Source organism: Caulobacter segnis (genome assembly GCF_031454995.1).
Taxonomy (GTDB): Bacteria; Pseudomonadota; Alphaproteobacteria; order Caulobacterales; family Caulobacteraceae; genus Caulobacter; species Caulobacter segnis_E.
This window is the reverse complement of sequence record NZ_JAVDRV010000001.1, coordinates 1,068,173-1,090,042: the sequence shown is the minus strand read 5'-3', so window position 1 is coordinate 1,090,042 and position 21,870 is coordinate 1,068,173. Positions and strand designations below refer to the sequence as shown.

26 protein-coding genes, 1 other RNA gene and 1 pseudogene are annotated in these 21,870 nt (G+C 68.4%); 16 read left to right on the top strand and 12 right to left on the bottom strand.

Features of this window, described 5'->3' with window-relative positions; translation table 11 throughout:
* The first annotated feature begins 12 nt into the window (after positions 1–12).
* Complete coding sequence (locus tag J2728_RS05060) at positions 13–1,053, top strand: ribonucleotide-diphosphate reductase subunit beta (RefSeq protein ID WP_309997151.1); 1,041 nt, start codon at positions 13–15, stop codon at positions 1,051–1,053.
* A 127-nt stretch (positions 1,054–1,180) separates the two neighbouring features.
* Positions 1,181–1,897 (top strand): hypothetical protein, encoded by a 717-nt coding sequence (locus J2728_RS05055; RefSeq protein WP_309997150.1) that lies wholly within the window; start codon positions 1,181–1,183, stop codon positions 1,895–1,897.
* 72 nt (positions 1,898–1,969) lie between these two features.
* Here J2728_RS05055 and J2728_RS05050 read toward each other — a convergent pair whose 3' ends face one another.
* Together J2728_RS05050 and J2728_RS05045 are read right to left on the bottom strand one after the other, a co-directional pair.
* Positions 1,970–2,395: a DUF6491 family protein gene (locus J2728_RS05050; RefSeq protein ID WP_309997148.1), complete on the bottom strand. Its 426-nt coding sequence runs from the start codon at positions 2,393–2,395 to the stop codon at positions 1,970–1,972.
* Between the two features lie 144 nt (positions 2,396–2,539).
* Positions 2,540–3,796, bottom strand: a complete 1,257-nt coding sequence (locus J2728_RS05045) for a dicarboxylate/amino acid:cation symporter (RefSeq protein WP_309997146.1) — start codon at positions 3,794–3,796, stop codon at positions 2,540–2,542.
* A 323-nt stretch (positions 3,797–4,119) separates the two neighbouring features.
* On the opposite strand from J2728_RS05045, the gene J2728_RS05040 reads away from it, so the two are divergent.
* On the top strand, positions 4,120–5,574 hold the full coding sequence (locus J2728_RS05040) for an AMP nucleosidase (protein ID WP_309997145.1): 1,455 nt from the start codon (positions 4,120–4,122) through the stop codon (positions 5,572–5,574).
* Between the two features lie 133 nt (positions 5,575–5,707).
* Here the strand turns inward: J2728_RS05040 and nudC are convergent, their stop codons facing one another.
* Positions 5,708–6,649, bottom strand: a complete 942-nt coding sequence (gene nudC, locus J2728_RS05035; protein ID WP_309997143.1) for an NAD(+) diphosphatase — start codon at positions 6,647–6,649, stop codon at positions 5,708–5,710.
* A 71-nt stretch (positions 6,650–6,720) separates the two neighbouring features.
* Here nudC and ffs point away from each other — a divergent pair.
* From ffs to def, 7 genes are all read left to right on the top strand, one after another.
* An RNA gene (gene ffs / locus J2728_RS05030) (signal recognition particle sRNA small type) lies at positions 6,721–6,818 on the top strand.
* An 89-nt stretch (positions 6,819–6,907) separates the two neighbouring features.
* A complete protein-coding gene (locus J2728_RS05025; protein WP_309997592.1) occupies positions 6,908–8,740 on the top strand; it encodes a DNA polymerase III subunit gamma/tau in 1,833 nt (610 codons plus the stop codon).
* A 148-nt stretch (positions 8,741–8,888) separates the two neighbouring features.
* Positions 8,889–9,218 carry a YbaB/EbfC family nucleoid-associated protein gene (locus J2728_RS05020; RefSeq protein ID WP_299015788.1) on the top strand — a complete coding sequence of 110 codons (330 nt, stop codon included), beginning with the start codon at positions 8,889–8,891 and terminating at the stop codon, positions 9,216–9,218.
* A gap of 37 nt (positions 9,219–9,255) precedes the next feature.
* The gene (recR, locus tag J2728_RS05015; RefSeq protein WP_309997139.1) at positions 9,256–9,858 is read left to right on the top strand and encodes a recombination mediator RecR; all 603 of its coding nucleotides are present in this window, start codon (positions 9,256–9,258) and stop codon (positions 9,856–9,858) included.
* Between the two features lie 109 nt (positions 9,859–9,967).
* On the top strand, positions 9,968–10,120 hold the full coding sequence (locus J2728_RS05010; RefSeq protein WP_309997137.1) for a hypothetical protein: 153 nt from the start codon (positions 9,968–9,970) through the stop codon (positions 10,118–10,120).
* Positions 10,121–10,173: 53 nt separating this feature from the next.
* Positions 10,174–11,472, top strand: coding sequence for a DNA recombination protein RmuC (locus J2728_RS05005; protein ID WP_309997135.1), 1,299 nt, complete (start codon positions 10,174–10,176; stop codon positions 11,470–11,472).
* Positions 11,473–11,480: 8 nt separating this feature from the next.
* Entirely contained in the window at positions 11,481–12,002 is a 522-nt protein-coding gene (def, locus tag J2728_RS05000) for a peptide deformylase (RefSeq protein ID WP_309997133.1), read from the top strand.
* Here the strand turns inward: def and J2728_RS04995 are convergent.
* A complete protein-coding gene (locus J2728_RS04995; RefSeq protein ID WP_309997131.1) occupies positions 11,999–12,349 on the bottom strand; it encodes a hypothetical protein in 351 nt (116 codons plus the stop codon). The two genes, def and J2728_RS04995, sit on opposite strands and share 4 nt — an antisense overlap.
* A 137-nt stretch (positions 12,350–12,486) precedes the next feature.
* On the opposite strand from J2728_RS04995, the gene J2728_RS04990 reads away from it, so the two are divergent.
* Entirely contained in the window at positions 12,487–13,137 is a 651-nt protein-coding gene (locus J2728_RS04990; RefSeq protein ID WP_309997130.1) for a glutathione S-transferase family protein, read from the top strand.
* Here the strand turns inward: J2728_RS04990 and J2728_RS04985 are convergent.
* Positions 13,134–13,613, bottom strand: coding sequence for a cupin domain-containing protein (locus J2728_RS04985; protein WP_309997128.1), 480 nt, complete (start codon positions 13,611–13,613; stop codon positions 13,134–13,136). The two genes, J2728_RS04990 and J2728_RS04985, sit on opposite strands and share 4 nt — an antisense overlap.
* Positions 13,614–13,694: 81 nt before the next feature.
* Here J2728_RS04985 and dapE point away from each other — a divergent pair, with 81 nt between their 5' ends.
* From dapE to J2728_RS04970, 3 genes are read left to right on the top strand one after another with little or no spacing between them, the layout of a single operon-like run.
* Positions 13,695–14,855 (top strand): succinyl-diaminopimelate desuccinylase, encoded by a 1,161-nt coding sequence (gene dapE, locus J2728_RS04980; RefSeq protein WP_309997126.1) that lies wholly within the window; start codon positions 13,695–13,697, stop codon positions 14,853–14,855.
* 17 nt (positions 14,856–14,872) lie between these two features.
* The gene (locus J2728_RS04975; protein ID WP_309997124.1) at positions 14,873–15,793 is read left to right on the top strand and encodes a glutaminase; all 921 of its coding nucleotides are present in this window, start codon (positions 14,873–14,875) and stop codon (positions 15,791–15,793) included.
* Between the two features lie 52 nt (positions 15,794–15,845).
* Positions 15,846–16,424 (top strand): NAD(P)H-dependent oxidoreductase, encoded by a 579-nt coding sequence (locus J2728_RS04970; protein WP_309997122.1) that lies wholly within the window; start codon positions 15,846–15,848, stop codon positions 16,422–16,424.
* Here J2728_RS04970 and truA read toward each other — a convergent pair.
* Positions 16,421–17,164, bottom strand: coding sequence for a tRNA pseudouridine(38-40) synthase TruA (gene truA / locus J2728_RS04965; protein WP_309997119.1), 744 nt, complete (start codon positions 17,162–17,164; stop codon positions 16,421–16,423). The genes J2728_RS04970 and truA overlap by 4 nt on opposite strands.
* Positions 17,164–18,090 carry a methionyl-tRNA formyltransferase gene (gene fmt, locus J2728_RS04960; protein WP_309997117.1) on the bottom strand — a complete coding sequence of 309 codons (927 nt, stop codon included), beginning with the start codon at positions 18,088–18,090 and terminating at the stop codon, positions 17,164–17,166. The genes truA and fmt overlap by 1 nt, the downstream gene beginning before the upstream one ends.
* Before the next feature lie 97 nt (positions 18,091–18,187).
* On the opposite strand from fmt, the gene J2728_RS04955 reads away from it, so the two are divergent.
* On the top strand, positions 18,188–18,514 hold the full coding sequence (locus J2728_RS04955; protein WP_309997116.1) for a cell surface protein: 327 nt from the start codon (positions 18,188–18,190) through the stop codon (positions 18,512–18,514).
* A gap of 7 nt (positions 18,515–18,521) precedes the next feature.
* A pseudogene (locus J2728_RS04950) lies at positions 18,522–18,644 on the top strand (hypothetical protein); the annotation flags it as partial.
* Here J2728_RS04950 and dapD read toward each other — a convergent pair.
* From dapD to J2728_RS04925, 5 genes are all read right to left on the bottom strand, one after another.
* On the bottom strand, positions 18,634–19,479 hold the full coding sequence (gene dapD / locus J2728_RS04945) for a 2,3,4,5-tetrahydropyridine-2,6-dicarboxylate N-succinyltransferase (RefSeq protein WP_309997114.1): 846 nt from the start codon (positions 19,477–19,479) through the stop codon (positions 18,634–18,636). The pseudogene J2728_RS04950 and the gene dapD sit on opposite strands and share 11 nt — an antisense overlap.
* A complete protein-coding gene (locus tag J2728_RS04940; RefSeq protein WP_309997113.1) occupies positions 19,476–20,141 on the bottom strand; it encodes a pyrimidine 5'-nucleotidase in 666 nt (221 codons plus the stop codon). The genes dapD and J2728_RS04940 overlap by 4 nt, the downstream gene beginning before the upstream one ends.
* On the bottom strand, positions 20,138–21,052 hold the full coding sequence (argB, locus tag J2728_RS04935; protein WP_309997111.1) for an acetylglutamate kinase: 915 nt from the start codon (positions 21,050–21,052) through the stop codon (positions 20,138–20,140). The genes J2728_RS04940 and argB overlap by 4 nt, the downstream gene beginning before the upstream one ends.
* A gap of 71 nt (positions 21,053–21,123) precedes the next feature.
* A complete protein-coding gene (locus J2728_RS04930) occupies positions 21,124–21,402 on the bottom strand; it encodes a SemiSWEET family sugar transporter (RefSeq protein WP_309997109.1) in 279 nt (92 codons plus the stop codon).
* On the bottom strand, positions 21,403–21,870 hold the full coding sequence (locus J2728_RS04925; protein WP_309997108.1) for a response regulator: 468 nt from the start codon (positions 21,868–21,870) through the stop codon (positions 21,403–21,405). It abuts the gene before it with no gap.

The following is a 21,870-nucleotide window of genomic DNA, read 5'->3' as shown; positions in this document are numbered from 1 at the left end:
CGAGGCTCTGTCATGTCCGCTCCGTCGTCGCTGATCCTGCCTGGCCTGATGACCCCTTCGGGCGGTTACAAGCCGTTCCGCTATCCCTGGGCCTACGACTTCTGGAAGAAGCAACAGCAGGTCCACTGGATGCCGGAAGAGGTGCCGCTGGGCGAGGACCTCAAGGACTGGGCCGTCAAGCTGAACGACAAGGAACGGAACCTGCTGACGCAGATCTTCCGCTTCTTCACGCAGTCCGACGTCGAGGTGCAGGACAACTACATGGAGCGCTACGGTCGGGTGTTCAAACCGACCGAAGTGAAGATGATGCTGGCCTCGTTCGCGAACATGGAGACGATCCATATCGCGGCCTACGCCCTGCTCCTCGAGACCATCGGCATGCCCGAGACCGAGTTCTCGGCGTTCATGGAATACGAGGCCATGAAGGCCAAGCATGACTACATGCAGACCTTCGGCGTCGAGACCAACGCCGACATCTGCCGCACCCTGGCCATGTTCGGCGGGTTCACCGAGGGCCTGCAGCTGTTCGCCTCGTTCGCGATGCTGATGAACTTCCCGCGCTTCAACAAGATGAAGGGCATGGGCCAGATCGTCTCGTGGTCGATCCGCGACGAGAGCCTGCACTGCGACGGCATCATCAAGCTGTACCACGCCTTCAACAAGGAAACCGGCGCGGTGACCAAGGCCGTGGCCGACGACATCGTCGACTGCTGCAAGCATGTGGTGGGCCTGGAAGACCGGTTCATCGACCTGGCCTTCGAGGCCGGCGAAATCCAGGGCATGACCCCGGACGACATCAAGCAATACATCCGCTTCATCGCCGACTGGCGCCTGCGCCAGCTGCAGCTGCCGGAAGTGTACGGCGTGAAGGAGAACCCGCTGCCCTGGCTGCAGTCGCTGCTGTCGGGCGTCGAGCACGCCAACTTCTTCGAGGCCCGCGCGACCGAATATTCCAAGGCCGCCACCAAGGGCTCGTGGCACGGCGCCGAGGGCGTCTGGACCAGCTTCGACGAGATGATGAAGAAGCGCACGGACCTGACTCCGGCGGAGTAGCGCTTGGAACCCTCTCCCCCATCGGGAGAGGGTTTTTTGTTGGCCATTCGCGCCATGGCGCGGCCTCGCTTCCGACACAACGTAAAGGCGTCCTGGCGCGCGGACGGGGTCTGCGCGGGGGAGAGCGATGCGGGGTGTTCGGGGGCGGTCACGCCGATGGGGCGTCCTGGCCGCCTTGTCACTGGCGCTGCACGCGGTGGTGCTGGCTTGGTTGGCGTGGCCCACGGCGCCGACGCTGGTCGCCGCCGGCCCTGACCTGTCCTTGATGTCGGTCGAGCTGACGCGGCCCGAGGTCAAGACGGCGCCAGCCAAGGCCTCGCGCCCCGCCCGGGCCGCTCCGCCTTCCGCGTCGGCGCCGATCGCCACTTCCGTGTCCACGCCCGTCGAGGCGGCCAGCAACGGTACGGCCGCGTCCGTCACCGCCGTCGGCGCCGTCTCTGGACCGGCGGTCGCTTCCGACGCCCTGCGCGCGGCGCTTCGGGCCGGGGCGGGATGCGCGCGCGGCGCGAGCCAGTCGCGCGAGGACCGCGAGCGGTGCGAGGAGAAGCTGGGCCGCCTCCAGGCGAACGCGCCCAGCTATCCGGCGCCGATGGACCCCGGGAAGCGCGCCTATTACGACGCGGTCGTCGCGGCGGGGCCCTCGGGGCGCGGCTATGGCGACCCCAAGCCTGGGGGCGCGCAGCCTGACGGCGATTATTTCCGCGTCCTGAACTGCTCGATCAAGTTCGGCCTGGGCGCCAAGCCGAAGGATCGCCAGGGCGAGGTGCGGCTGGGCAAGACGCCGTGCGCCATTCCCATGCAGGGGAGCTTCTTCACGCCCGAAGCCAGCGTCCGGAAGCGTTGAGGGGGTGACCCGCGCCCGCTGACGCCATTGATCGTGGCGTCGCCGAACGCGGCCGTCCTTTAAGCCCCTGACTTACGGCCGGTCCTTCTTGGGGATCAGCGCGATCTGTTCCGGGGTCAGCTTGGTGATGGTCTTGGCCCGGATCGGAATGGCCATGCCGAAGCCGTCCGACACCCGAAGGTCCAGGTCCAGCGGCCCGCAGACGCTGTCCACGCCCCGAACGATCGAGACCAGGTGCGTGCCCGGCCAGGTCAGCTGGTTGGAGCCATAGGCCAGATCGACCTTGTAGACGTCCTTGCCCCGCACCTTCAGGTACAGGGTGTCCTTGTCTGGAGCGGTCCAGCCGCGCCAATCGGACAGGTAGAAGCACTGCCGGGCCGGCTTGGCGGGTTTGGCCTCGGTCGCCTGGTGGGCGGCGGCCGGGCCGCTCAGCGCCAGCGGGGTGGAAATGGCGAGCCCGACCAAGGCCGCGCGCGCGATGTGAGCGATTTTACGCATGACGTCGTCCTTCTAGTCCCTCCCGCTTGAGATTGGACCTCGCTGGGCCGGAGTCAAGTTTTTACTGTACACTATGAACCGGACACGAAAACGGCCCGCATCGCGATGGGATGCGGGCCGTTCGAAAGCGCGTCGAAAGCGACGTTAGATCGTGGCGCCTTCGGCCTCTGGATCGATCTCGTCCAGCTCGCCTTCCCACTTGGCGACCACGGCGGCGGCGACGCTGTTGCCGACGACGTTGGTGGCGCTGCGGCCCATGTCCAGCAGGTGGTCGACGCCCAGGACCAGCGCGATCCAGGCTTCCGGCAGGCCGAAGTAGGTGAGGGTGGCCATGATCACGACCAGCGAGGCGCGCGGCACGCCGGCGATGCCCTTGGAGGTCACCATCAGCAGCAGCAGCATGAAGATCTGCTGCTGGATCGTCAGGTGCACGCCGTGCGCCTGCATGATGAACATGGTGGCGAAGGTGCAGTACAGCATCGAGCCGTCGAGGTTGAACGAATAGCCCAGCGGCAGGACGAACGAGACGATGCGGCGGCGCACGCCCACCTTGGGCAGGCTGTCGAGGATGCGCGGATAGGCGGCTTCCGAGCTTGCGGTCGAGAAGGCCAGCAGGGCCGGGTCGCGGATCACGCCGAACAGCGGGATCACCCGCTTGCCCAGCACCAGCAGGCCCGCCAGGAACAGCAGGCCCCACAGCACGCCCATGGTGGCGTAGAAGCCCAGCACGAACTTCCCGTAGACGGCCAGCATCGAAACGCCCTGGGTGGCGATCGTCGAGGCCAGGGCCGCGAAGATGGCCAGCGGGGCCAGCTTCATGACGAAGCCGGTGACCTTCAGCATCACCTGGGCGGCCTGCTCGGCCAGCTCCAGGATCTGCGGGGCCTTGTTGTCCAGCGAGGCCACGGCGGTGCCGACGAACAGGGCGAAGACGACGATCTGCAGGATCTCGTTCTTGGCCATGGCGTCGAAGATCGAGGTCGGCACCAGGTGGGTGATGAAGCCCTTCAGGGTGAAGGCGTCGGTGGTCGCCGCCGTCTTGGTCCCCTCGATGTCCATGTGCGCCAGATTGAGGTTCGCGCCCGGATCCAGCAGGTGGACCATCAGGAGGCCCAGCAGCAGCGACACGAACGAGGCGGTGATGAACCAGGCCATGGTCTTGGCGCCGATCCGGCCGACGGCGGCGGCGTCTTCCATGTGGGCGATGCCGGCGATCAGGGTGGTCAGCACCAGCGGCGCGATGATCATCTTGATCAGGCGCAGGAAGATGTCGGTGACCAGCGACAGGCTGTTGGCGGCGGCCTTGGCCTGGGTCGGGTCCATCGTCTGGTTGATGAACCAGCCCACGGCGACGCCGAGAACCATGGCCCCGATGATCAATAAGGCGAAGCGTTTGTTCATTCAGTCCCCCTGGCGCCCCCACCAATCGCCTTGGCGGGCGTCGACGGTATGTCTGGTTGCGAAGGGAACGACGCGCGAGAACGGCCCCGCCGCCATCCGCCCCCGTCTTGAGCAATTCCGCCCTTGTGGCCGACGCGAGCGGCTTCGTCCATGCTCTTGCGCTTGTGCGTCGCGGCTTGTCTCGCGCGCAGCGAGATAAACAGGCCGCGAGCCGCCCAGTCGGCGGGCTTTGGGGCGCCTAAGTCTTGCGCTAAGTAATAAATCATTCCCAGGAGCGGGGGCCGGTGTCTCGCCAATGTCGCGGAACGTCGCTATAAGGCGTCATGTCAAACCAAGAAAAAGCAATCGCCGTCGTCGAACGGCTCAATGACGAATACGAACGCGCCGTCGACGCTCTGCGGACCGCCCTGCGCGCCTATCTCGAAAATGGAACGCGTCCCGACCCGCAAGCGCGGTTCGATGGGACCTTCGCCTATCCCGAGCTGCGGCTGACCTACGATCCCGAGGCGCTGCCGCCCAAGCTGGCCCGCTCCTACGCCCGCGTCAGCCGTCCCGGCGTCTACTCGACGACCGTGACCAAGCCGGCCCAGTTCAAGGACTATCTGGTCGAGCAGCTGACCCTCCTGATGGACGATTTCGACGTCGAGATCGAGGTCGAGCGCTCGCGCCAGGAGATCCCCTATCCGTATGTCCTGGACGCCACGATCGATCTGAACCAGGCGGACGTCCGTAGCGAGGACATCGCCCGCTTCTTCCCCACGACGGACCTGGCCTTCATCGGCGACGAGATCGCCGACGGCGTCTGGAGCCCCGCGCTGGAGGAAACTCGGCCGCTGTCGCTGTTCGACGGCCTGCGCACCGACTTCTCGCTGGCGCGGCTCAAGCACTACACCGGCGCTCCTGCCGAAGACGTGCAGCAGTTCATCCTGTTCACGAACTATCATCGCTATGTCGACGAGTTCGTGCGCTGGGGCATCGAGCAGCTGAAGAAGCCGGACAGCCCCTACACGGCCCTGTCGTGCTCGGGCGGGGTGACGATCACCGCCAACACGGTCAATCCCGAGATGGCGGTGGCGGAGTCGGCCTGGCGCAAGCACCAGATGCCGGCCTACCACCTGATGGCGCCGGGGGGCTCGGGCGTGACCCTGGTCAATATCGGCGTCGGTCCATCCAACGCCAAGACGATCTGCGACCACCTTGCGGTGCTGCGCCCGCAGGCCTGGCTGATGATCGGCCACTGCGGCGGCCTGCGCGACACCCAGACCATCGGCGACTACGTCCTGGCCCACGCCTATCTGCGTGACGACCACGTGCTGGACGCGGTGCTGCCGCCGGAGATCCCCGTCCCGTCGATCGCGGAGGTGCAGCGCGCCCTCTACGACGCGGCCAAGGCGATCAGCGGCGACAGCGGCGACCAGCTGAAGAAGCGCCTGCGCACCGGCACCGTCGTGACCACCGACGACCGCAACTGGGAGCTTCGCCACAGCCTCTCGGCCCTGCGCTTCAACCAGAGCCGCGCGGTCGCCATCGATATGGAGTCGGCGACGATCTCGGCCCAGGGCTACCGCTTCCGGGTGCCCTACGGGACGCTGCTGTGCGTGTCCGACAAGCCGCTGCACGGCGAGATCAAGCTGCCCGGCCAGGCCAACGCCTTCTACGAGCGGGCGATCAGCCAGCACCTGCAGATCGGGATCCTGGCCTGCCAGCTGCTGTACGCCGAGGGGCCGAACCTGCACTCGCGCAAGCTGCGGGCGTTCGACGAGCCGCCGTTTAGGTGAGGCGGGCTCTAAATCCTCCCCCTAGCGGGGGAGGTGGTCGCGAAGCGACCGGAGGGGGAAGTGCTGCCGAGCCGGCCTCTTCCCTCTCCGTCGGCTTCGCCGACACCTCTCCCTTGGGGAGAGGATCTATCGCCTACCCCTCCGCCCAGGCCTTGATCAGCTGGTGGGCGATCGCCAGGGCCGGCGGGGCGAAGAGGCCGCCTTCGAATTCGCCCTTCATCAGGCGGATCGCCTCTTCCTTGGTGAACCAGCGGACCTCTTCCAGCTCGGTCTGGTCGGGCGCGGCCTTGTCGCTGTCGACGTCGGCGATCATGCCGATCATCAGCGATGACGGCCACGGCCAGGGCTGGCTGGAGTGATAGCGGACGGCGACGGCCTTCAAGCCCGCCTCTTCCTCCAGCTCGCGGGCGCAGGCCTCTTCCATGGTCTCGCCCGGTTCGATGAAACCGGCCAGGGCCGAGAACATCCCCGGAGGCCAGGCCGCCTGGCGGCCCAGGAGGCACTTGCCATCGTGGATGGCCAGCATGATCGCCACTGGGTCCGTGCGCGGGAAGTGCTCGGCGTCGCAGGCGGGGCAGATGCGCTTCCAGCCGCCGTCGGCGACCTCGGTCTTCTGGCCGCAGGCGCTGCACCAGCGATGGCGGCGCCGCCATTCGAACATCGACTTCGCGGTGGCCAGGATGCCGGCGTCGGCGGGCGGCATGGTCGCGGCGGCGCCGCGCAGCTCCTCGAACCGGCCCAGCCCCTGTAGCGGTCCCTCCGCCGGGTCGGCCGCGCCCTCGATATCGACGGCGAAGACGGCGATGTCCTTCCAGAGGCCCATATAGAGCAGCTTCTCATTCCCGCCGGCCAGGTCCTGGGCCATGTCGGCGCGGAGGTAGGCGATCTGCACGCCCTTGGGCTGGCCGTCGGCGTCCAGGATATCCTCGACCAGCGGCTTGCCGTTCCAAAGCGCCACCGCCAGCGATTCCGGATCGGCCAGCTTTTCGGCGAGGAAGGCCTCGTCGCCGCGCCGCTCGCTGTCGCGGTTCAGGGGGTTGCCGGCGAAGGTGTTGGTGATGATCGAGAGAGGCATGGACACTCTCTAGCGCGGCCTTTGAGAATCGTCAGCCTTGCATCCTTCGCGATGAGTCGCGATATAGGCTTCGGAGATCGGCTCGGACGAAGTCCTCGCCAACCTGGTCAGGGCCGGAAGGCAGCAGCCACAACGAGATCCCCTTCGGGTCGCTGTCCGGTCTCCACCTTCCCCTAAAATCGCGAAATCTGTCAGCAGATGGCCGGTCCGCTTGGAGCGGGTCTTTTGCCGCGCCCTTCGCGCCACTACACTGGGACCATGGCCGACCACGACGACCTCACGCCTGATTCCGCGCCGCCGTGGGACGAGGCGCCCGCCGAGCGGGACGAGAACACCGCCGATATCTTCGGCGGACCTCCGGCCGCGCCCGCCGCGGCGGCGGAAGAGGCGCGCCCGGTCGTCCAGGAGCCGCCCGCCGAGACTGGCGACGCCTATACGGTGCTGGCGCGGAAATACCGGCCGCGTACGTTCGAGGACCTGATCGGCCAGGAGGCCATGGTCCGCACCCTGGCCAACGCCTTCTCCACCGGCCGCATCGCCCACGCCTTCATGCTCACCGGCGTCCGGGGCGTCGGCAAGACCACGACCGCGCGCCTGCTGGCCCGGGCGCTCAACTACGAGACCGACACGGTCAAGGGACCCTCGGTCGACCTGACCACCGAGGGCTACCACTGCCGCGCCATCATCGAGGGCCGGCACATGGACGTGCTGGAGCTGGACGCCGCCAGCCGCACCAAGGTCGACGAGATGCGCGAGCTGCTGGACGGGGTGCGCTACGCCCCGGTCGAGGCGCGCTACAAGGTCTACATCATCGACGAAGTGCACATGCTGTCGACGGCGGCGTTCAACGCCCTGCTGAAGACGCTGGAAGAGCCGCCGCCGCACGCCAAGTTCATCTTCGCCACCACCGAAATCCGCAAGGTTCCGGTGACGATCCTGTCGCGCTGCCAGCGCTTCGACCTGCGCCGGGTCGAGCCGGACGTGCTGGTCAAGCACTTCGACCGCATCTCCGCCAAGGAAGGCGCGCGGATCGAGATGGACGCCCTGGCCCTGATCGCCCGCGCGGCCGAGGGCTCGGTGCGCGACGGTCTCTCGCTGCTGGATCAGGCCATCGTCCAGACCGAGCGCGGCGCGACCGTCACGGCCACGGTGGTCCGCGACATGCTGGGTCTGGCTGATCGCGGCCAGACCATCGCGCTCTACGAGCATGTGATGGCCGGCAAGACCAAGGACGCGCTGGAAGCCTTCCGCGCCCTTTGGGGCTTTGGCGCCGATCCGGCGGTGGTGATGCTCGATGTGCTGGACCACTGCCACGCCTCGGCGGTGTCCAAGGCGCTTGGCCCCGACGCCCTGTCGATGCCCAAGGAGCAGGCCGCGCGCCTGGCCGCCATCGGCGCCCATACCTCGGCCGGCACGTTGTCGCGCCTGTGGCAGATGCTGCTGAAGGCCCATGAGGAGGTGCGCCGCGCCCCCGACGCCATGGCCGCGGCCGAGATGGCCCTGATCCGTCTGTGCTACGCGGCCGACCTGCCGGGTCCGGAAGAGGCTCTGAAGGCCCTGCGCGATGGCAATCCGATCGGCGGCGGCGGACCTGGCGGCGGCGTGTCGGTCGGCGGCGGTTCTTCTGGCGCCACGGCCTCGGCCCACGCCCCGATGACCATGGCCGCGCCGGGCGCCCAGGCCATGCCGGTGCTGGCCTCGTTCGACGACGTGATGGCCCTGATCGCCGCCCGTCGCGACATCGGCCTGCGCCTGGATGTCGAGCAGTACGTCCGCCCGATCAACTTCCGGCCTGGCGCCATCACCTTCGAGGCCGCCCCCGGCGCGCCTGGAAACCTGGCCGGGCGCCTCGTTCGCTTCCTGAAGGAGCACACCGGTCAGCCCTGGCTGGTCGCCGCCGAGGGCGGCGGCGGGGCCGAGAGCATGATGGAGCGCCAGAAGCGCGAGGAGCGCGAGGCGCTGGAGGCCATCAAGAAGGACCCGTTCGTCGCCTCGGTGCTGTCGGCCTTCCCCGGCGCCGAGATCGTAGAGATCCGCAAGGTCCTCACCCCCGAGGCGGCCCCGCTGGAGCCGGACGAGGAAGAGGGATAGTCGCGGAATCTCCCTTCCCCCTTTGATGGGGGAAGGGCGGGGATGGGAGTGACGGCGTTTCAGGACGGAGCACGATCCGCCGCCGTATCGCCCCACCCCCACCCCTCCCCATCGAGGGGAGGGCAATTCGAAATTGGAGACCAAGACCATGAAAGACCTCGGCGGCCTGATGAAGCAGGCCCAGGCCATGCAACAGAAGCTCCAGGACGCCCAGGCGCGCCTGGCCGAAAGCACCGTCGAGGGGACCTCGGGCGGCGGCATGGTGACCGTGACGCTGAAGGGTACGGGCGAGTTGGCCAAGGTGACCTTGGACGAGAGCCTGATCGAACCCGGCGAGGGCGAGGTGATCGCCGACCTGATCGTCGCCGCCCACGCCGACGCCAAGAAGAAGCTGGACGCCAAGCAGGCCCAGCTGATGCAGGAAGCCGCCGGTCCGATGGCGGGCCTGATGGGCGGCCTGCCCGGGATGAAGTTCTAACCCTCCTTTCCGTTGGAAAGGGCTTGAAGGAAAACGAGTGGGAGCCTCCGCCGGACCCGAGATCGAGCGTCTGATCGCCCTGCTGTCCAAGCTGCCTGGGCTGGGCCCGCGTTCGGGCCGGCGGGCGGCCTTGGCCCTGCTCAAGAAGCGCGACACGCTGCTGGCGCCGCTGGCCCTGGCCATGGCCGAGGCCCAGGCCAAGGTTCGCGCGTGCTCGACCTGCGGCTCGCTGGACGTCACCGATCCCTGCGCGGTCTGCGCGGACGGTTCTCGCGACGGGCGGCTGCTGTGCGTGGTCGAGGAGGTCGGCTCGGTCTGGGCCATGGAACGCGGCGGTTCGTTCAAGGGCCGCTACCATGTGCTGGGCGGGCTGCTGTCGGCGCTGGACGGGATCGGGCCCGAGGCCTTGCGGATCGGCGAGCTGGTCGCGCGGGTCGGGGGCGGCGAGGTGGCCGAGGTGATCCTGGCCCTGCCGGCCACGGTCGACGGCCAGACGACCGCCCACTACATCGCCGACCGCCTGGCCCAGACCAACGTGCCGGTGACCATGCTGGCCCGAGGCGTGCCGGTCGGCGGCGACCTGGATTGGCTGGACGACGGCACCATCGCCCAGGCCCTGCGCGCTCGCCGGCCAGCCTGACGAAATCACGTCGGCGGGTGGGAAATCCGGCTGACAGTCACGCTTTCCCGCGCCAAGCTTGGCCCCATCGCGTCGGGACCGCCGATGCGACAGTGGAGGGATGGATTAAATGAGCACGCCCGAGGACAAGGCCCCCGAGGCCGAAGTCGAAACCCCGCACGTCGCCAAGGTCGGCGTGCACGACAAGGGCCACAACGTGACCAGCTTCAACGAGGAGCCGATCAACGGCCTGATCGCCGACATCGCCGACGGCGACGAGTGATCGCGCGCGGCGGCGGCCTTTATGCCGCCGCCGACTCCCGGTAGGAACGGAGCATGAACTTCTCCGATCCTTATCCGATCCTGGCCCTTGTCTTTGCCCTGGCGGCCGTGGCGCTGGGGCTTTGGGCCGTGACCGCGCAGCGTCGCGCCGCCAAGGCCGAGGCCGAGACCTGGCTGCTGAACGAGCGCCTGACCCAGGCCGAGGAGCGCCACCGCCTGCTCGAGGACCAGAGCGCCACCCAGATCGAGCTGATCAAGGCCCAGGCCGCCCAGAGCGCCAACGCCATCGCCGAGCAGCTGATCAAGCGCGCCGACGAGAACGCCAAGAGCCGCGAGCGCCTGGCCGAGGCTCGGCTGGAGGCTCAGCTAAAGCCGGTCGCCGAGACCCTGGCCAAGTTCGAGGCCCAGGTGAACGCCGTCGAGAAGGTCCGCGCCGAGGAGACCGGCGGCCTCAAGGCCCAGATCGCGGCCCTGCTGGAGGCCTCCACCGCCACCCAGGCCGAGGCCCGCAAGCTGTCGGCCGCCCTGCGCCGCGGGGCCGGCGTGCAAGGGCGCTGGGGCGAGCAGACCCTGCGCAACGTGCTGGAGGCCGCCGGCCTCAACAGCCGCTTCGACTTTCAGGAGCAGTTCAGCGTCGACAGCGACGAGGGCCGCCGCCGTCCCGACGTCAAGGTCACCCTGCCCGGCGGCGGGGTGTTCGTGATCGACGCCAAGTGCTCGCTGAACGCCTTCCTCGAGTCACAAGAGGCGACCGACGAAGTCCTGCGCGAGGCCGCCATGGTCCGCCACGCCGCCAGCGTCCGCGCCCACATGCAGAGCCTGTCGTCCAAGGCCTATTGGGACCAGTTCGCCGGCGAGGGCTCGCCCGACTTCGTGGCGATGTTCGTGCCCGGCGACGGCTTCCTGGCCGCCGCCCTGGACCGCCTGCCCGAGCTGATGGCCGAGGCTATGGACCGCCGCGTGGTGCTGGTTACGCCCACGACCCTGTTCGCGCTCTGCAAGGCCGTGGCCTATGGCTGGCGCGCCGAGGACCAGGCCAAGAACGCCGCCCGCATCGTCGAGGTCGGCCGCGAGCTCTACAAGCGCGTCTCGGTCATGGGCGCCCACGCCGGCGCCATGGGCAAGGCGCTGGAAAGCGCGGTGGGCAAGTACAACCAGTTCGTCGGCTCGCTGGAGAGCCAGGTCCTGACCCAGGCCCGGCGTTTCGAGGACCTTTCCGTCGACCATGAGGGCAAGAAGATCGACGAGCCCGCCGCGATCGATCAGGGCGTGCGTCCTCTCACGAAGTTGAGCGCCGAGCCCGCCGTGGGGCAATCTCCCACCTTGACCCTCGGAAATGACGCGCCTACCTGACGAAGATCATGGCTATCCGTCGCATCCTCACCGTCGATAACGCCGCCGATCTGGCGGTCCTGAAGAAGATTTCCACCCCGGTGGAGATCGTCACCGACGAGCTGCGCGCCCTGATGGATGACATGCTGGAGACCATGTACGACGCGCCCGGCATCGGCCTGGCCGCCGTACAGGTTGGCGAGCCCGTGCGGGTGATCACCATGGACCTGGCCCGCGAGGGCGAGGAACCGGCGCCGCGTTATTTCGTCAATCCCGAGATCCTGGCCACTTCCGAGGACATGTTCGTCTACGAGGAAGGCTGCCTGTCGGTGCCGGAGTACTTCGACGAGGTCGAGCGCCCGGCCAAGGTCACCCTGCGCTACATGAACTACCAGGGCGAGACGGTCGTCGAGGAGGCCGAGGGCCTGTTCGCGGTCTGCATCCAGCACGAGATGGACCACCTGGAAGGCGTCCTCTTCATCGACCACCTCTCGCGCCTGCGCCGCGACCGCGCCATCGCCAAGGTCAAGAAGGCCCGCCGCGCGGCCTAAGGGCCCCTCAGAGCGTCCGACAGGTGGCAGGACTTCCCGGCCTCGATGTTCTCGAGGCTGATCACGTCCAGCGCGTTGTCGTCGCCCTGCTCGGCGTAGTCGCCGATCGCTTCGACATAAACCGGCGCCTTTAGCGTCTTCAGGCGCTCGCGCAGGTCGGCGACGGGGCGCGCGCGCTTTCCTTTTCGGTCTCGCAGAACATAGCGGTTCTGGACGAGATCGCAGCGCGTCAGGACGACGGCGTCCCGCTCGACCGCCACCGTGCCCATGTAGATGTCCTGCGCCTGGGCGGCCATCGGCGCCAGAAGCATGGCGGTCAAGGCCGCGACGCGCGTTGAAACGCCCATAAACATCCCCACCGCTTGCGATACGCGAGCCTCAACCGATCGATGCGGTGAAGGTTCCGCCCGAGGCTCGCGCACGCCTGTCGGCACGCTCGTAGCGCGCGCGTCCTTGGCCTATCAAGAGCCAGGGAGACGCGCCGATGAAACCGATCCTCACAGCTTTCAAGGCCTCGCCCGACCGGGGACGCGGGCTGGCGCGCGACATGCCGGCGCGCTGGGCGCTGGAGGAGGTCGGCCAGCCCTATGACGTCCGGCTGGTCACCTTCGCCGAGATGAAGGAGCCCGCCCACAAGGCGCTGCAGCCTTTCGGCCAGATCCCGACCTACGAAGCGGACGGCCTGGTGCTGTTCGAGTCCGGGGCGATCGTCCTGCGGGTGGCTGAGCGTCACCCGGGCTTGCTGCCGGCCGAGCCCGACGCCCGGGCCCGCGCCATCGCCTGGATGTTCGCCGCCGTCAGCACCGTTCAGCCGCCGATCGTCGAGCGCGAGCGCGCCTTCCTGTTGGAGCGCGACAAGCCCTGGTTCGACGCCCGCCAGCCCGCCCTGGAGCAGGAGGTGCGCCGACGACTGGAGGACCTCTCCCTACGGCTTGGCGACGCCGATTGGCTGGACGGCCCGTTCAGCGCCGGCGACCTGATGATGGTCACGGTGCTGCGCCGCCCCGCGAGCGCCAACCTGCTGGCCGACTATCCGAACCTCGCCGCCTATGTCGCCCGGGCCGAGGCTCGTCCGGCCTTCCAGCGCGCCTTCGCCGCTCAGCTGGCCGTGTTCGAGGCCGCCTCGTGGGCCTAGCGCTTGCGACCGCTTTCGGTGTCGTAGGGCGTTCCGTCGCGATGCCGGTAGATCTCCTCGCCCTCGCGCAAGACCAGGTCGATATCGGGATAGTCGCAGCCGTCTTCGTCGGGCCGTCGCGAGCCGATCTCCAGCAGCAGCACATCGCGGTCCGAGCGGTTCTGGAAGTGGTGGCCGTTGGCGACGCCGGCCTTGAAGCCCGCGCAGTCGCCGGCCTTCAGCACCGTCTCGCCGTCGTTCTCGACCAGCACCACCTCGCCCTCGACCACCCAGGTGAACTCGTCCTCGGCGGTGTGCCAGTGGCGCTGGCTGGACCATTGTCCCGGCGGCAGGCGCAGCAGGTTGACCCCGAACTGCGAGAGCCCGACCGCGTCGCCCAGCTTGGTGCGATGACGGCGCAGGCAAGGTTCGTTGAACGGCGGCGGATAGGCCGTGCCGATGCGGGTGGGAGCCGAGGCGAGATCGATCTTGGGCATGGTCGTGTCTTTGAGGAAAAGGCTTGGGGAAGCGCCTTGCTGGATTTGCGTCGTGACGGAGGGAAGCCTAAAGGCAGGATCATGAACAGCCCCGCGCCCGTTTCCGTCAGCATCGATCCTGTCGAACTCGCCCAGGCCCTGATCCGGCGCCCGTCGGTGACCCCGGCCGACGCGGGCGCGATGGACACGCTGCAGCGCCAGCTGGAGGCCCTGGGCTTTTCCTGCCGCCGGATGAAGTTCGGCGAGATCGAGAACCTCTACGCCCGGCGCGGGACGGCGCGGCCGAACCTCTGTTTCGCCGGCCACACCGACGTGGTGCCGGTCGGCGATGGCGCGGCCTGGACCGCGGGTCCCTTCGAGGCCGAGATCAAGGACGGGATCCTCTTTGGCCGCGGCGCGGTCGACATGAAGTCCGCGATCGCCGCCTTCGTCGCCGCCGTCGCCAACGTCCCCGACCATCCCGGCTCGATCAGCTTCCTGATCACCGGCGACGAGGAGGGCGTCGCCGAGGACGGCACCGTCAAGGTCGTCGAGGCCCTGGCCGCCGAGGGCGAGATCATCGACCACTGCATCGTCGGCGAGCCGACCTCGGCCAACCTGCTGGGCGACATGGTCAAGATCGGCCGGCGCGGCAGCATCAACGCCTGGATCGCCGTGGACGGCAAGCAGGGGCACGTGGCCTACCCGCATCGTGCCGCCAACCCGATCCCGGTGATGGTCGACATCCTCTCGCGCCTGCAGAGCCGGGTGCTGGACGAGGGCTATACCGGTTTCCAGCCGTCGAACCTGGAAGTGACCACGGTCGATGTCGGCAACACCGCCACCAACGTCATCCCCGCCTCGGCCAAGGCGCGGATCAACATCCGCTTCAACCCGGCCCACAAGGGCAAGGACTTGGCGGCCTGGATCGAGCGGGAGTGCCGCGAGGCGGCCGAGGGCTTTTCGGGCCGGGTCGAGGCGCTGTGCAAGATCAGCGGCGAGGCCTTCCTGACCGAGCCGGGCGCGTTCACCGACGTGATCGTGGCCGCGGTCGGCGACGCCACCGGCCGCGCGCCGGAGCTGTCGACCACGGGCGGCACCAGCGACGCCCGCTTCATTCGCGCGCTTTGCCCGGTGGTCGAGTTCGGCCTGGTCGGCTCGACCATGCACCAGGTGGACGAGCGGGTTCCGGTCGAAGAGGTCCGCCAGCTGGCCGGCGCCTACGAGGCCCTGATCAACCGCTACTTCGCGGCCTTCGCCTGAGCTGGACGGGGACGAGGATGAAGGCGCTCTCGATCCCCGATGTGCTGGCCGAGGTGGCCGTGCTGGTGAAGCCGCACTTCGGCAAGGGCAAGCCCGCCGACTACATCCCGCAGCTGGCCTGCGTGCCGGGGACCAAGTTCGGCATGGCCGTGCGCACGGTCGACGGCGGCGAGCACGTGATCGGCGACGCCGACGAGGCTTTTTCGCTGCAGAGCATCACCAAGGTCCTGGCCCTGGGCCTGGCTCTGAACCGGATCGGCGACGAGATCTGGACCCGGGTCGGCAAGGAGCCGTCGGGCACGCCGTTCAACCATCTCTCCCTGCTCGAGGCCGAGCGGGGCGTGCCGCGCAACCCGTTCATCAACGCCGGGGCCCTGGCGGTGACGGACGTGCTGATGAACGTCACCCGCGATCCGGCCGCCCTGGTCCGCGACTTCGGCGGCTTCCTGTGCGGCGAGCGGCTGGAGATCGATCCCGCCGTGGCGGCGTCGGAACTGGCCCACGCCTGGCAGAACCGCGCCATCGCCAGCCTGATGCGCGGCCAGGGCACGATCGAGCACGAGCCCGAGGCGGTGGTCGCCGCCTACAGCCGTCAGTGCGCGCTCGCCATGAGCTGCCGGCAGTTGGCGCGAGCCTTCCTTCCGCTGGCGGCGGGCGGCTTCTCGCCGGTGGCCGAGGAGACGATCTTCCCGGATCGGCTGACGAGGCGGTTGAACGCCCTGCTGCTGACCTGCGGGATCTATGACAGCGTCGGCAACTTCGCCTATCGCGTCGGCCTGCCGGCCAAGAGCGGCGTCGGCGGCGGCATTGTCGCCGTGGTCCCCGGCAAGGCGACGGTGGCGGTCTGGTCGCCCGAGCTGGATCGCTTCGGCACCAGCGTGGTCGGCGCGGCGGCGCTCGAGGCCTTCAGTCAGATCACCAGTTGCTCGGTGCTGTAGGCCTTTTGACAAGTCTCAAGGCGGCGCGTTGGCGGCGGATCAAGTTGTCCCCGTGGCCAAGCGCATCCTCATCCTGAACGGTCATCCCGATCCCGGCGCGGACCGTTTCTGCGCGGTTTTGTGCGAGGCCTACGCCGCCGCCGCGACGGCCGCCGGCCACGAGGCGCGGCGTCTGGATCTGGGCGCGGTCGAGGCGCCGGTCCTGACCTCCGCCGCCGCCTTCGCCGAGCCGCCGTCCGACGCGATTCAGGAGGTCCAGGCCGCGATGATCCGGGCCGAGCACCTTGTGATCGTCTTCCCGCTGTGGCTGGGCGGGGTTCCGGCGCGGCTGAAGGCGCTGCTTGAGCAGGTCTATCGTGGCGGCTTCGGCTTCCAGGTCGGTCCACGCGGCCGAAACAGCAAGCTGAAAGGCCGTAGCGCCCGGCTGGTGGTGACCATGGGCATGCCGGGACCGTTCTTCCGCGTCGTATTCGGCGGCCACGGCGTCAAGGCGCTGGCCAGGGGCGTCCTGTGGCTTAGCGGCTATCGACCGATCCGCACGAGTATCATCGGCGGCGTCGAGATGATCGGCGCCAAGGGGCGGGCGGACTGGTTGGCCCGGATGAGGACGCTGGGCGCCAAGGCCCTCTAGTCGCCGTAGCCGACGCCGACGAGATACAGCCCGTCGGCCGGCGCCACGGGCCCACACTCCCGCCGGTCCTTGGCCTCCAGCGCGGCCTTCACGTCGTCCACCGCCCAGCGGCCCGCGCCCACCTCGACTAACGTCCCGGTCATCGAGCGGACCTGGCGGTGCAGGAACGAGCGCGCCTCGAAATCGAGGTGGATCTCCTCGCCCACGCGGCGCACGCGGGCGACATCCAGCGTCTTCACCGGGCTCTTGGACTGGCAGTGCATGTCGCGGAAGGTCGTGAAGTCGTGCAGGCCGATCAGGTGCTGGGCCGCCGCGTGCATGGCCTCGTGGTCGAGGTCCTTCTTCATGTGCCAGACCCGGCCCTTGTCCAGGGCCGGCGGGGCCCGGCGGTTCAGGATCCGGTAGAGATAGCGCCGCTCGTTGGCCGAGAACCGCGCGTGCCAGTCTCCCTCCGCCACCTCGGCCGAGAGGATCGAGACCGCCTCGCGGGTCAGGTGGGCGTTGAGGGCGTTGAACACCGTCTGGGCCGGCCAGTCCTTCTCGAGGTCGACGTGGACGACCTGACCGGTGGCGTGGACGCCGGTGTCGGTGCGGCCGGCGGCGGCGATGCGCACCTCCTCGCCGCAGAAGGCCTTCACCGCCGCCTCGATCGCGCCCTGCACGCTGGGCAGGGTCGCCTGGGCCTGGAACCCCGCATAGGGGCGGCCGTCATACTCGACGAGGAGGCGGTAGCGGGGCATCAGGCCAGGACCGTTCCCGCCGGGACCGGGAAGCCGCGCGTGAAGGTCTCGGCGTCCTGTATGCCCTTGCCCTCGCGCTGAGCCTTCAGCAGGCGGATCGAGCCTTCCCCGCAGGCGATCAGCAGGGCGTCGTCCAACGCCGTTCCCGGCGCGCCTGCCCCGGCCTCGACGCGGGACAGCAGGGCCTTCACGCGGACAGGCCCCTTCTCCGAAGGCGCCTCGAACCAGGCGCCGGGGAAGGGCGAGAGGCCGCGGATGTGGCGGTCGACCTCGGCGGCCGGGCGGGTCCAGTCGATGCGGGCTTCGGCCGACTTGATCTTCTTGGCGTAGGTGACGCCGTTTTCGCTCTGCGGCGTCTCGCGGACCACCTCGCGCTCGATGGCGGCCAGGGCCACGGGCAGCAGGCGCGCGCCGACCGTGGCCAGCTTGTCGTGCAGCGTCGCGGCGGTGTCGTCGGCGGCGATGGCGACCTGCTCGGACATCAGGATCGGGCCTTCATCGAGGCCTTCGCTCATCCGCATGACCTGGACGCCGGTGACCGGATCGCCGGCCATGATCGCCCGCTGGATCGGCGCGGCGCCCCGCCAGCGCGGCAGCAGGCTGGCGTGCAGGTTGAAGCAGCCATGGCGCGGGGCTTCCAGCACGTCCTTCACCAGGATCTGGCCGAAGGCGACGACGACGGCGGCGTCGAGGTTCAGGGCCTTGAAGGCCTCGATCTCTTCCGGGGTCTTCATCGAGACCGGCGTGCGGACCGGCAGGCCCAGGCCCTCGGCGAAGGCGTGGACCGGCGAGGGCTTCAGTTCCTGGCCGCGCCCGCGCGGCGCGGGGGGCTGGGAGTAGACGGCGACGATCTCGTGGCCGGAGGCGACGAGCTCCGCCAGGCAGGTGACGGCGAAATCGGGTGTGCCGAGGAAGGCGATGCGCATGGCGGGGGTTTAGACGTCTCTGGCCGCCGCGAAAAGCCGGAGTCGGAACCTGGGCCTTGGCGCTCCGTTATCCAGCCGACCAAGAAGGAGCACGACCATGCGTTCCAAGCTGATGCTGATCGCCGCCGGGGCCGCCGCCCTCTCGCTCGCCGCCTGCTCGCAAGAGCACGCCACCGAAGTGAAGGAAGGCGCCAAGGCCGCCGCCGCCGACGTCAAGGACGCGGCTCACAACATCGCCAACGACCCCGACGTCAAGGAAGCCGGCACGGCGATCAAGGAAAGCGCCAAGGAAACCGGCGCGGAGCTGAAGGAGGCCGCCGGCGAGGCGGGCCAGGAGCTCAAGGAAGCTGGCAGGGACCTGAAGCAGGACGCCAAGGAAGGCGCGGCCGAGAGCAAGAAGCTGCTGAACGAGGCGACGAAATAAAATCCTCCCCCAGTGGGGGAGGAGGCCGAAGGCCGGAGGGGGAAGTGCGGGCTGCCCGGCTTATTCCCCCTCCGTCGGCTTCGCCGACACCTCCCCCTCTAGGGGGAGGATTTGGGGTATCAGTCCCGCAGCAGGTCGTTGATCGACGTCTTCGACCGCGTCTGAGCGTCGACCGTCTTCACGATCACCGCGCAATACAGGCTAGGACCGCCGTTCGGGTCGGGCAGGCTGCCGGGGACGACGACGCTGTAGGGCGGGACCTTGCCGATGTGAACCTGGCCGGTCTTGCGGTCGACGATCTTGGTCGAGGCGCTGATGAACACGCCCATCGAGAGCACGCTGCCCTCGCCGACGACCACGCCCTCGACGACTTCAGAGCGGGCGCCGATGAAGCAGTTGTCCTCGATGATGGTCGGGTTGGCCTGAAGGGGCTCCAGCACGCCGCCGATGCCGACGCCGCCCGACAGGTGGACGTTCTTGCCGATCTGGGCGCACGAGCCGACCGTGACCCAGGTGTCGACCATCGTGCCTTCGTCGACATAGCCGCCGATGTTCACGAACGAGGGCATCAGGATCACGTTCTTGCCGATGTGAGCGCCGCGACGGACGATGGCGCCCGGAACGGCGCGGAAGCCGCCGGCCTCGAATTGCGGGGCGTCCCAGCCGTCGAACTTGTTCGGCACCTTGTCCCACCACGGACCGACGCCGCCGCCCAGCGTGCCGGCGCGCATGACGGTGTTGGGGTTCAGGCGGAACGACAGCAGCACGGCCTTCTTCAGCCACTGGTGCGTCACCCACTCGCCGTCGATCTTTTCCGACACGCGGGCCTTGCCGCTGTCGAGCAGCAGCAGGGCTTCCTCGACGGCCGTGCGGACCGGGCCGGTGGTCGCGGCCGAGACGTCGGCGCGGGCTTCCCAGGCGGCTTCGATCTCGGTTTGCAGATCAGAGAGGCTCACGGCGGTCATGCGGGACTTCCTTGCAGGCGGGCCGAGCTCAGGAACTCGGCGAGATCGGGAGTGCGGAAATGGACGTGTTCCGAGGTCGAGGCCGCCGCGTGCGGGCCGACCAGCACGGTGGTCATGCCCATGCGCGCGGCGGGGACGAGGTTCTTCTCGCTGTCCTCGAAAAAGGCGGTCATCGGCGGATCGATGGCGTGCAGCTTGCAGATCTTGTCGAAGGTCGCCAGGGCCGGCTTGGGCACATAGTCCGCGGTCTCGATCGCGAACACCTCCGAGAAGAGGTCGCGTAGCTCCAGATGCGTCAGCACCCGCTCGGCGTGGCCCAGCGAGCCGTTTGTGAAGATCAGCCGGCGGCCGGGTAGGCGGGCGATCGCCGCGCGAAGCGCCGGGTTCGGCGTCAGCCGATCCATCTCCACGTCGTGCACCTCGTCCAGGAAGCGCTTGGGCTCGAGGCCGTGATTGATCATCAGCCCGGCCAGGGTAGTGCCGTGCTCGGTGAAGTAGCTGTGCTGCAGCGCCCGGGCCTCGTCGCGGGGCAGACCGGTCTCGCGCTGGACGAAGTCGGTCATCTTGGCCTCGATCAGCCCCATGAACTCGCTTTCCAGCGGGTACAGGGTGTTGTCGAGGTCGAAGAGCCAGGTGTCGACGTGGGTTAGGTCGGCGCTCATTTCGAGATGAGCGTGCCCGCGCCGTGTTCGCTGAAGAGCTCGACCAGCATGGCGTGCGGACGACGGCCATCGAGAATGACCACGGCCTCGACGCCCGATTCCACGGCGTGGATGGCGTTCTCGAGCTTGGGGATCATGCCGCCGGTGGCGACGCCCGAGGCGATCAACCCGCGGGCCTCCTCGATCGTCATCTGGCGGATCAGCTCGCCATTGGCGTCGAGCACGCCCTTGATGTCGGTCAGCATCAGCATACGCTTGGCCTTCAGCGCGCCCGCCAGGGCGCCGGCGACGGTGTCGGCGTTGATGTTGAAGGTCTCGCCCTGGGTGGAGACGCCGATCGGGGCGATCACCGGGATGTAGTCGGTTTCCGAGGTCAGCAGGGCCTGGATGATGTGCGGGTCGATCTTGGTCGGCTCGCCCACGAAGCCCAGGTCGACGACCTGCTCGATATTGCTGTCCGGATCCTTGCGGGTGCGGGTGACCTTCTCGGCCGTGATCATCCGGGCGTCCTTGCCCGAGAGGCCCACGCCGCGCACGTCGGCCTCGGCGCCGGCCAAGGTGATCCAGTTGGCGATCTCCTTGTTGATCGCGCCCGACAGGACCATCTCGGCCACTTCCATGGTGGCTTCGTCGGTGACGCGCAGGCCGTCCACGAAGGTCGACTTCACGCCGGCCTTGTCGAGCATCCGGCTGATCTGCGGGCCGCCGCCGTGGACGACCACCGGATGCACGCCCAAAAGCTTCAGCAGCACGGCGTCGGCGGCGAAGACCTTGGCCACGTCTTCCTGGCCCATGGCGTGGCCGCCGTATTTGATCACCACCGTCTCGCGGTCGTAGATCTGGATGTAGGGCAGGGCCTCGGCCAGGGTCTTGGCGGTGGCCCAGCCGGCTTCCTCGGCGGCGTCGGTCAAGGCGGCGATCCTCGAAGGGAAATTAGGCGGGCCTCGATAGCGGACCCCGCCCCCCCTGTCATCAAAAACGCTCAGCCCTTGGCTCGCCGGTCGAACCGCCACTTCATGAGCAGCACCGCGCCGGACATCAGCAGGCAGGCGATGTTGGATGCGATCACCGGCCAGGCGCGGATCATGATCCCGTAGGCGATCCAACAGGAGAAGCCGGTGACGGTAACGACGTAGGTCCGCAGCGAGACGGCCGAGGCGTCTTTTTCACGCCAGATCTTCAGGATCTGCGGCGCGAAGCTGGTGATCGACAGCAGGGCCGCGATCGTCCCGACGGTCGCGGCGATCGGCGAGACGGCCATCTAGGCGGTCTGGGCCAGGTTCTGGTCCAACCCCCACAGCGCGGCATAGGCCGGCGCCAGGGTCAGGCCGACCGGCGTTGGGCCCGGGGCGTGTCCCTCGCTCAGGCAATGGGCCAGATAGGAAAGCGCCGTCTTCACGCCATGCTCGGAATAGGGCTTACCGATCACGCCGCAGGCGCCGGCGAAGTCCTCGGGCAGGCGCTTGACGTTGGCGGTCATGAACAGCGCCACACCGCCGCAGTCCTGGGAGATCGTCCGCGCGACATCGACGCCCGTGGGGCCGTCGCTGAGGTGGACGTCCACGAGGGCGAGATCGGGGTGAAGCTGCTGGGCCAGGGCCACGGCCTCTTCCGAGCTCATCGCGCAACCGAGCGGATGGCAGCCGACCTCCTCGATCAGATACTCCAGCTCGATGGCCAAAAGCATCTCATCCTCGACGATCAGAACCTCGAGCGCTCGACCGCTCAT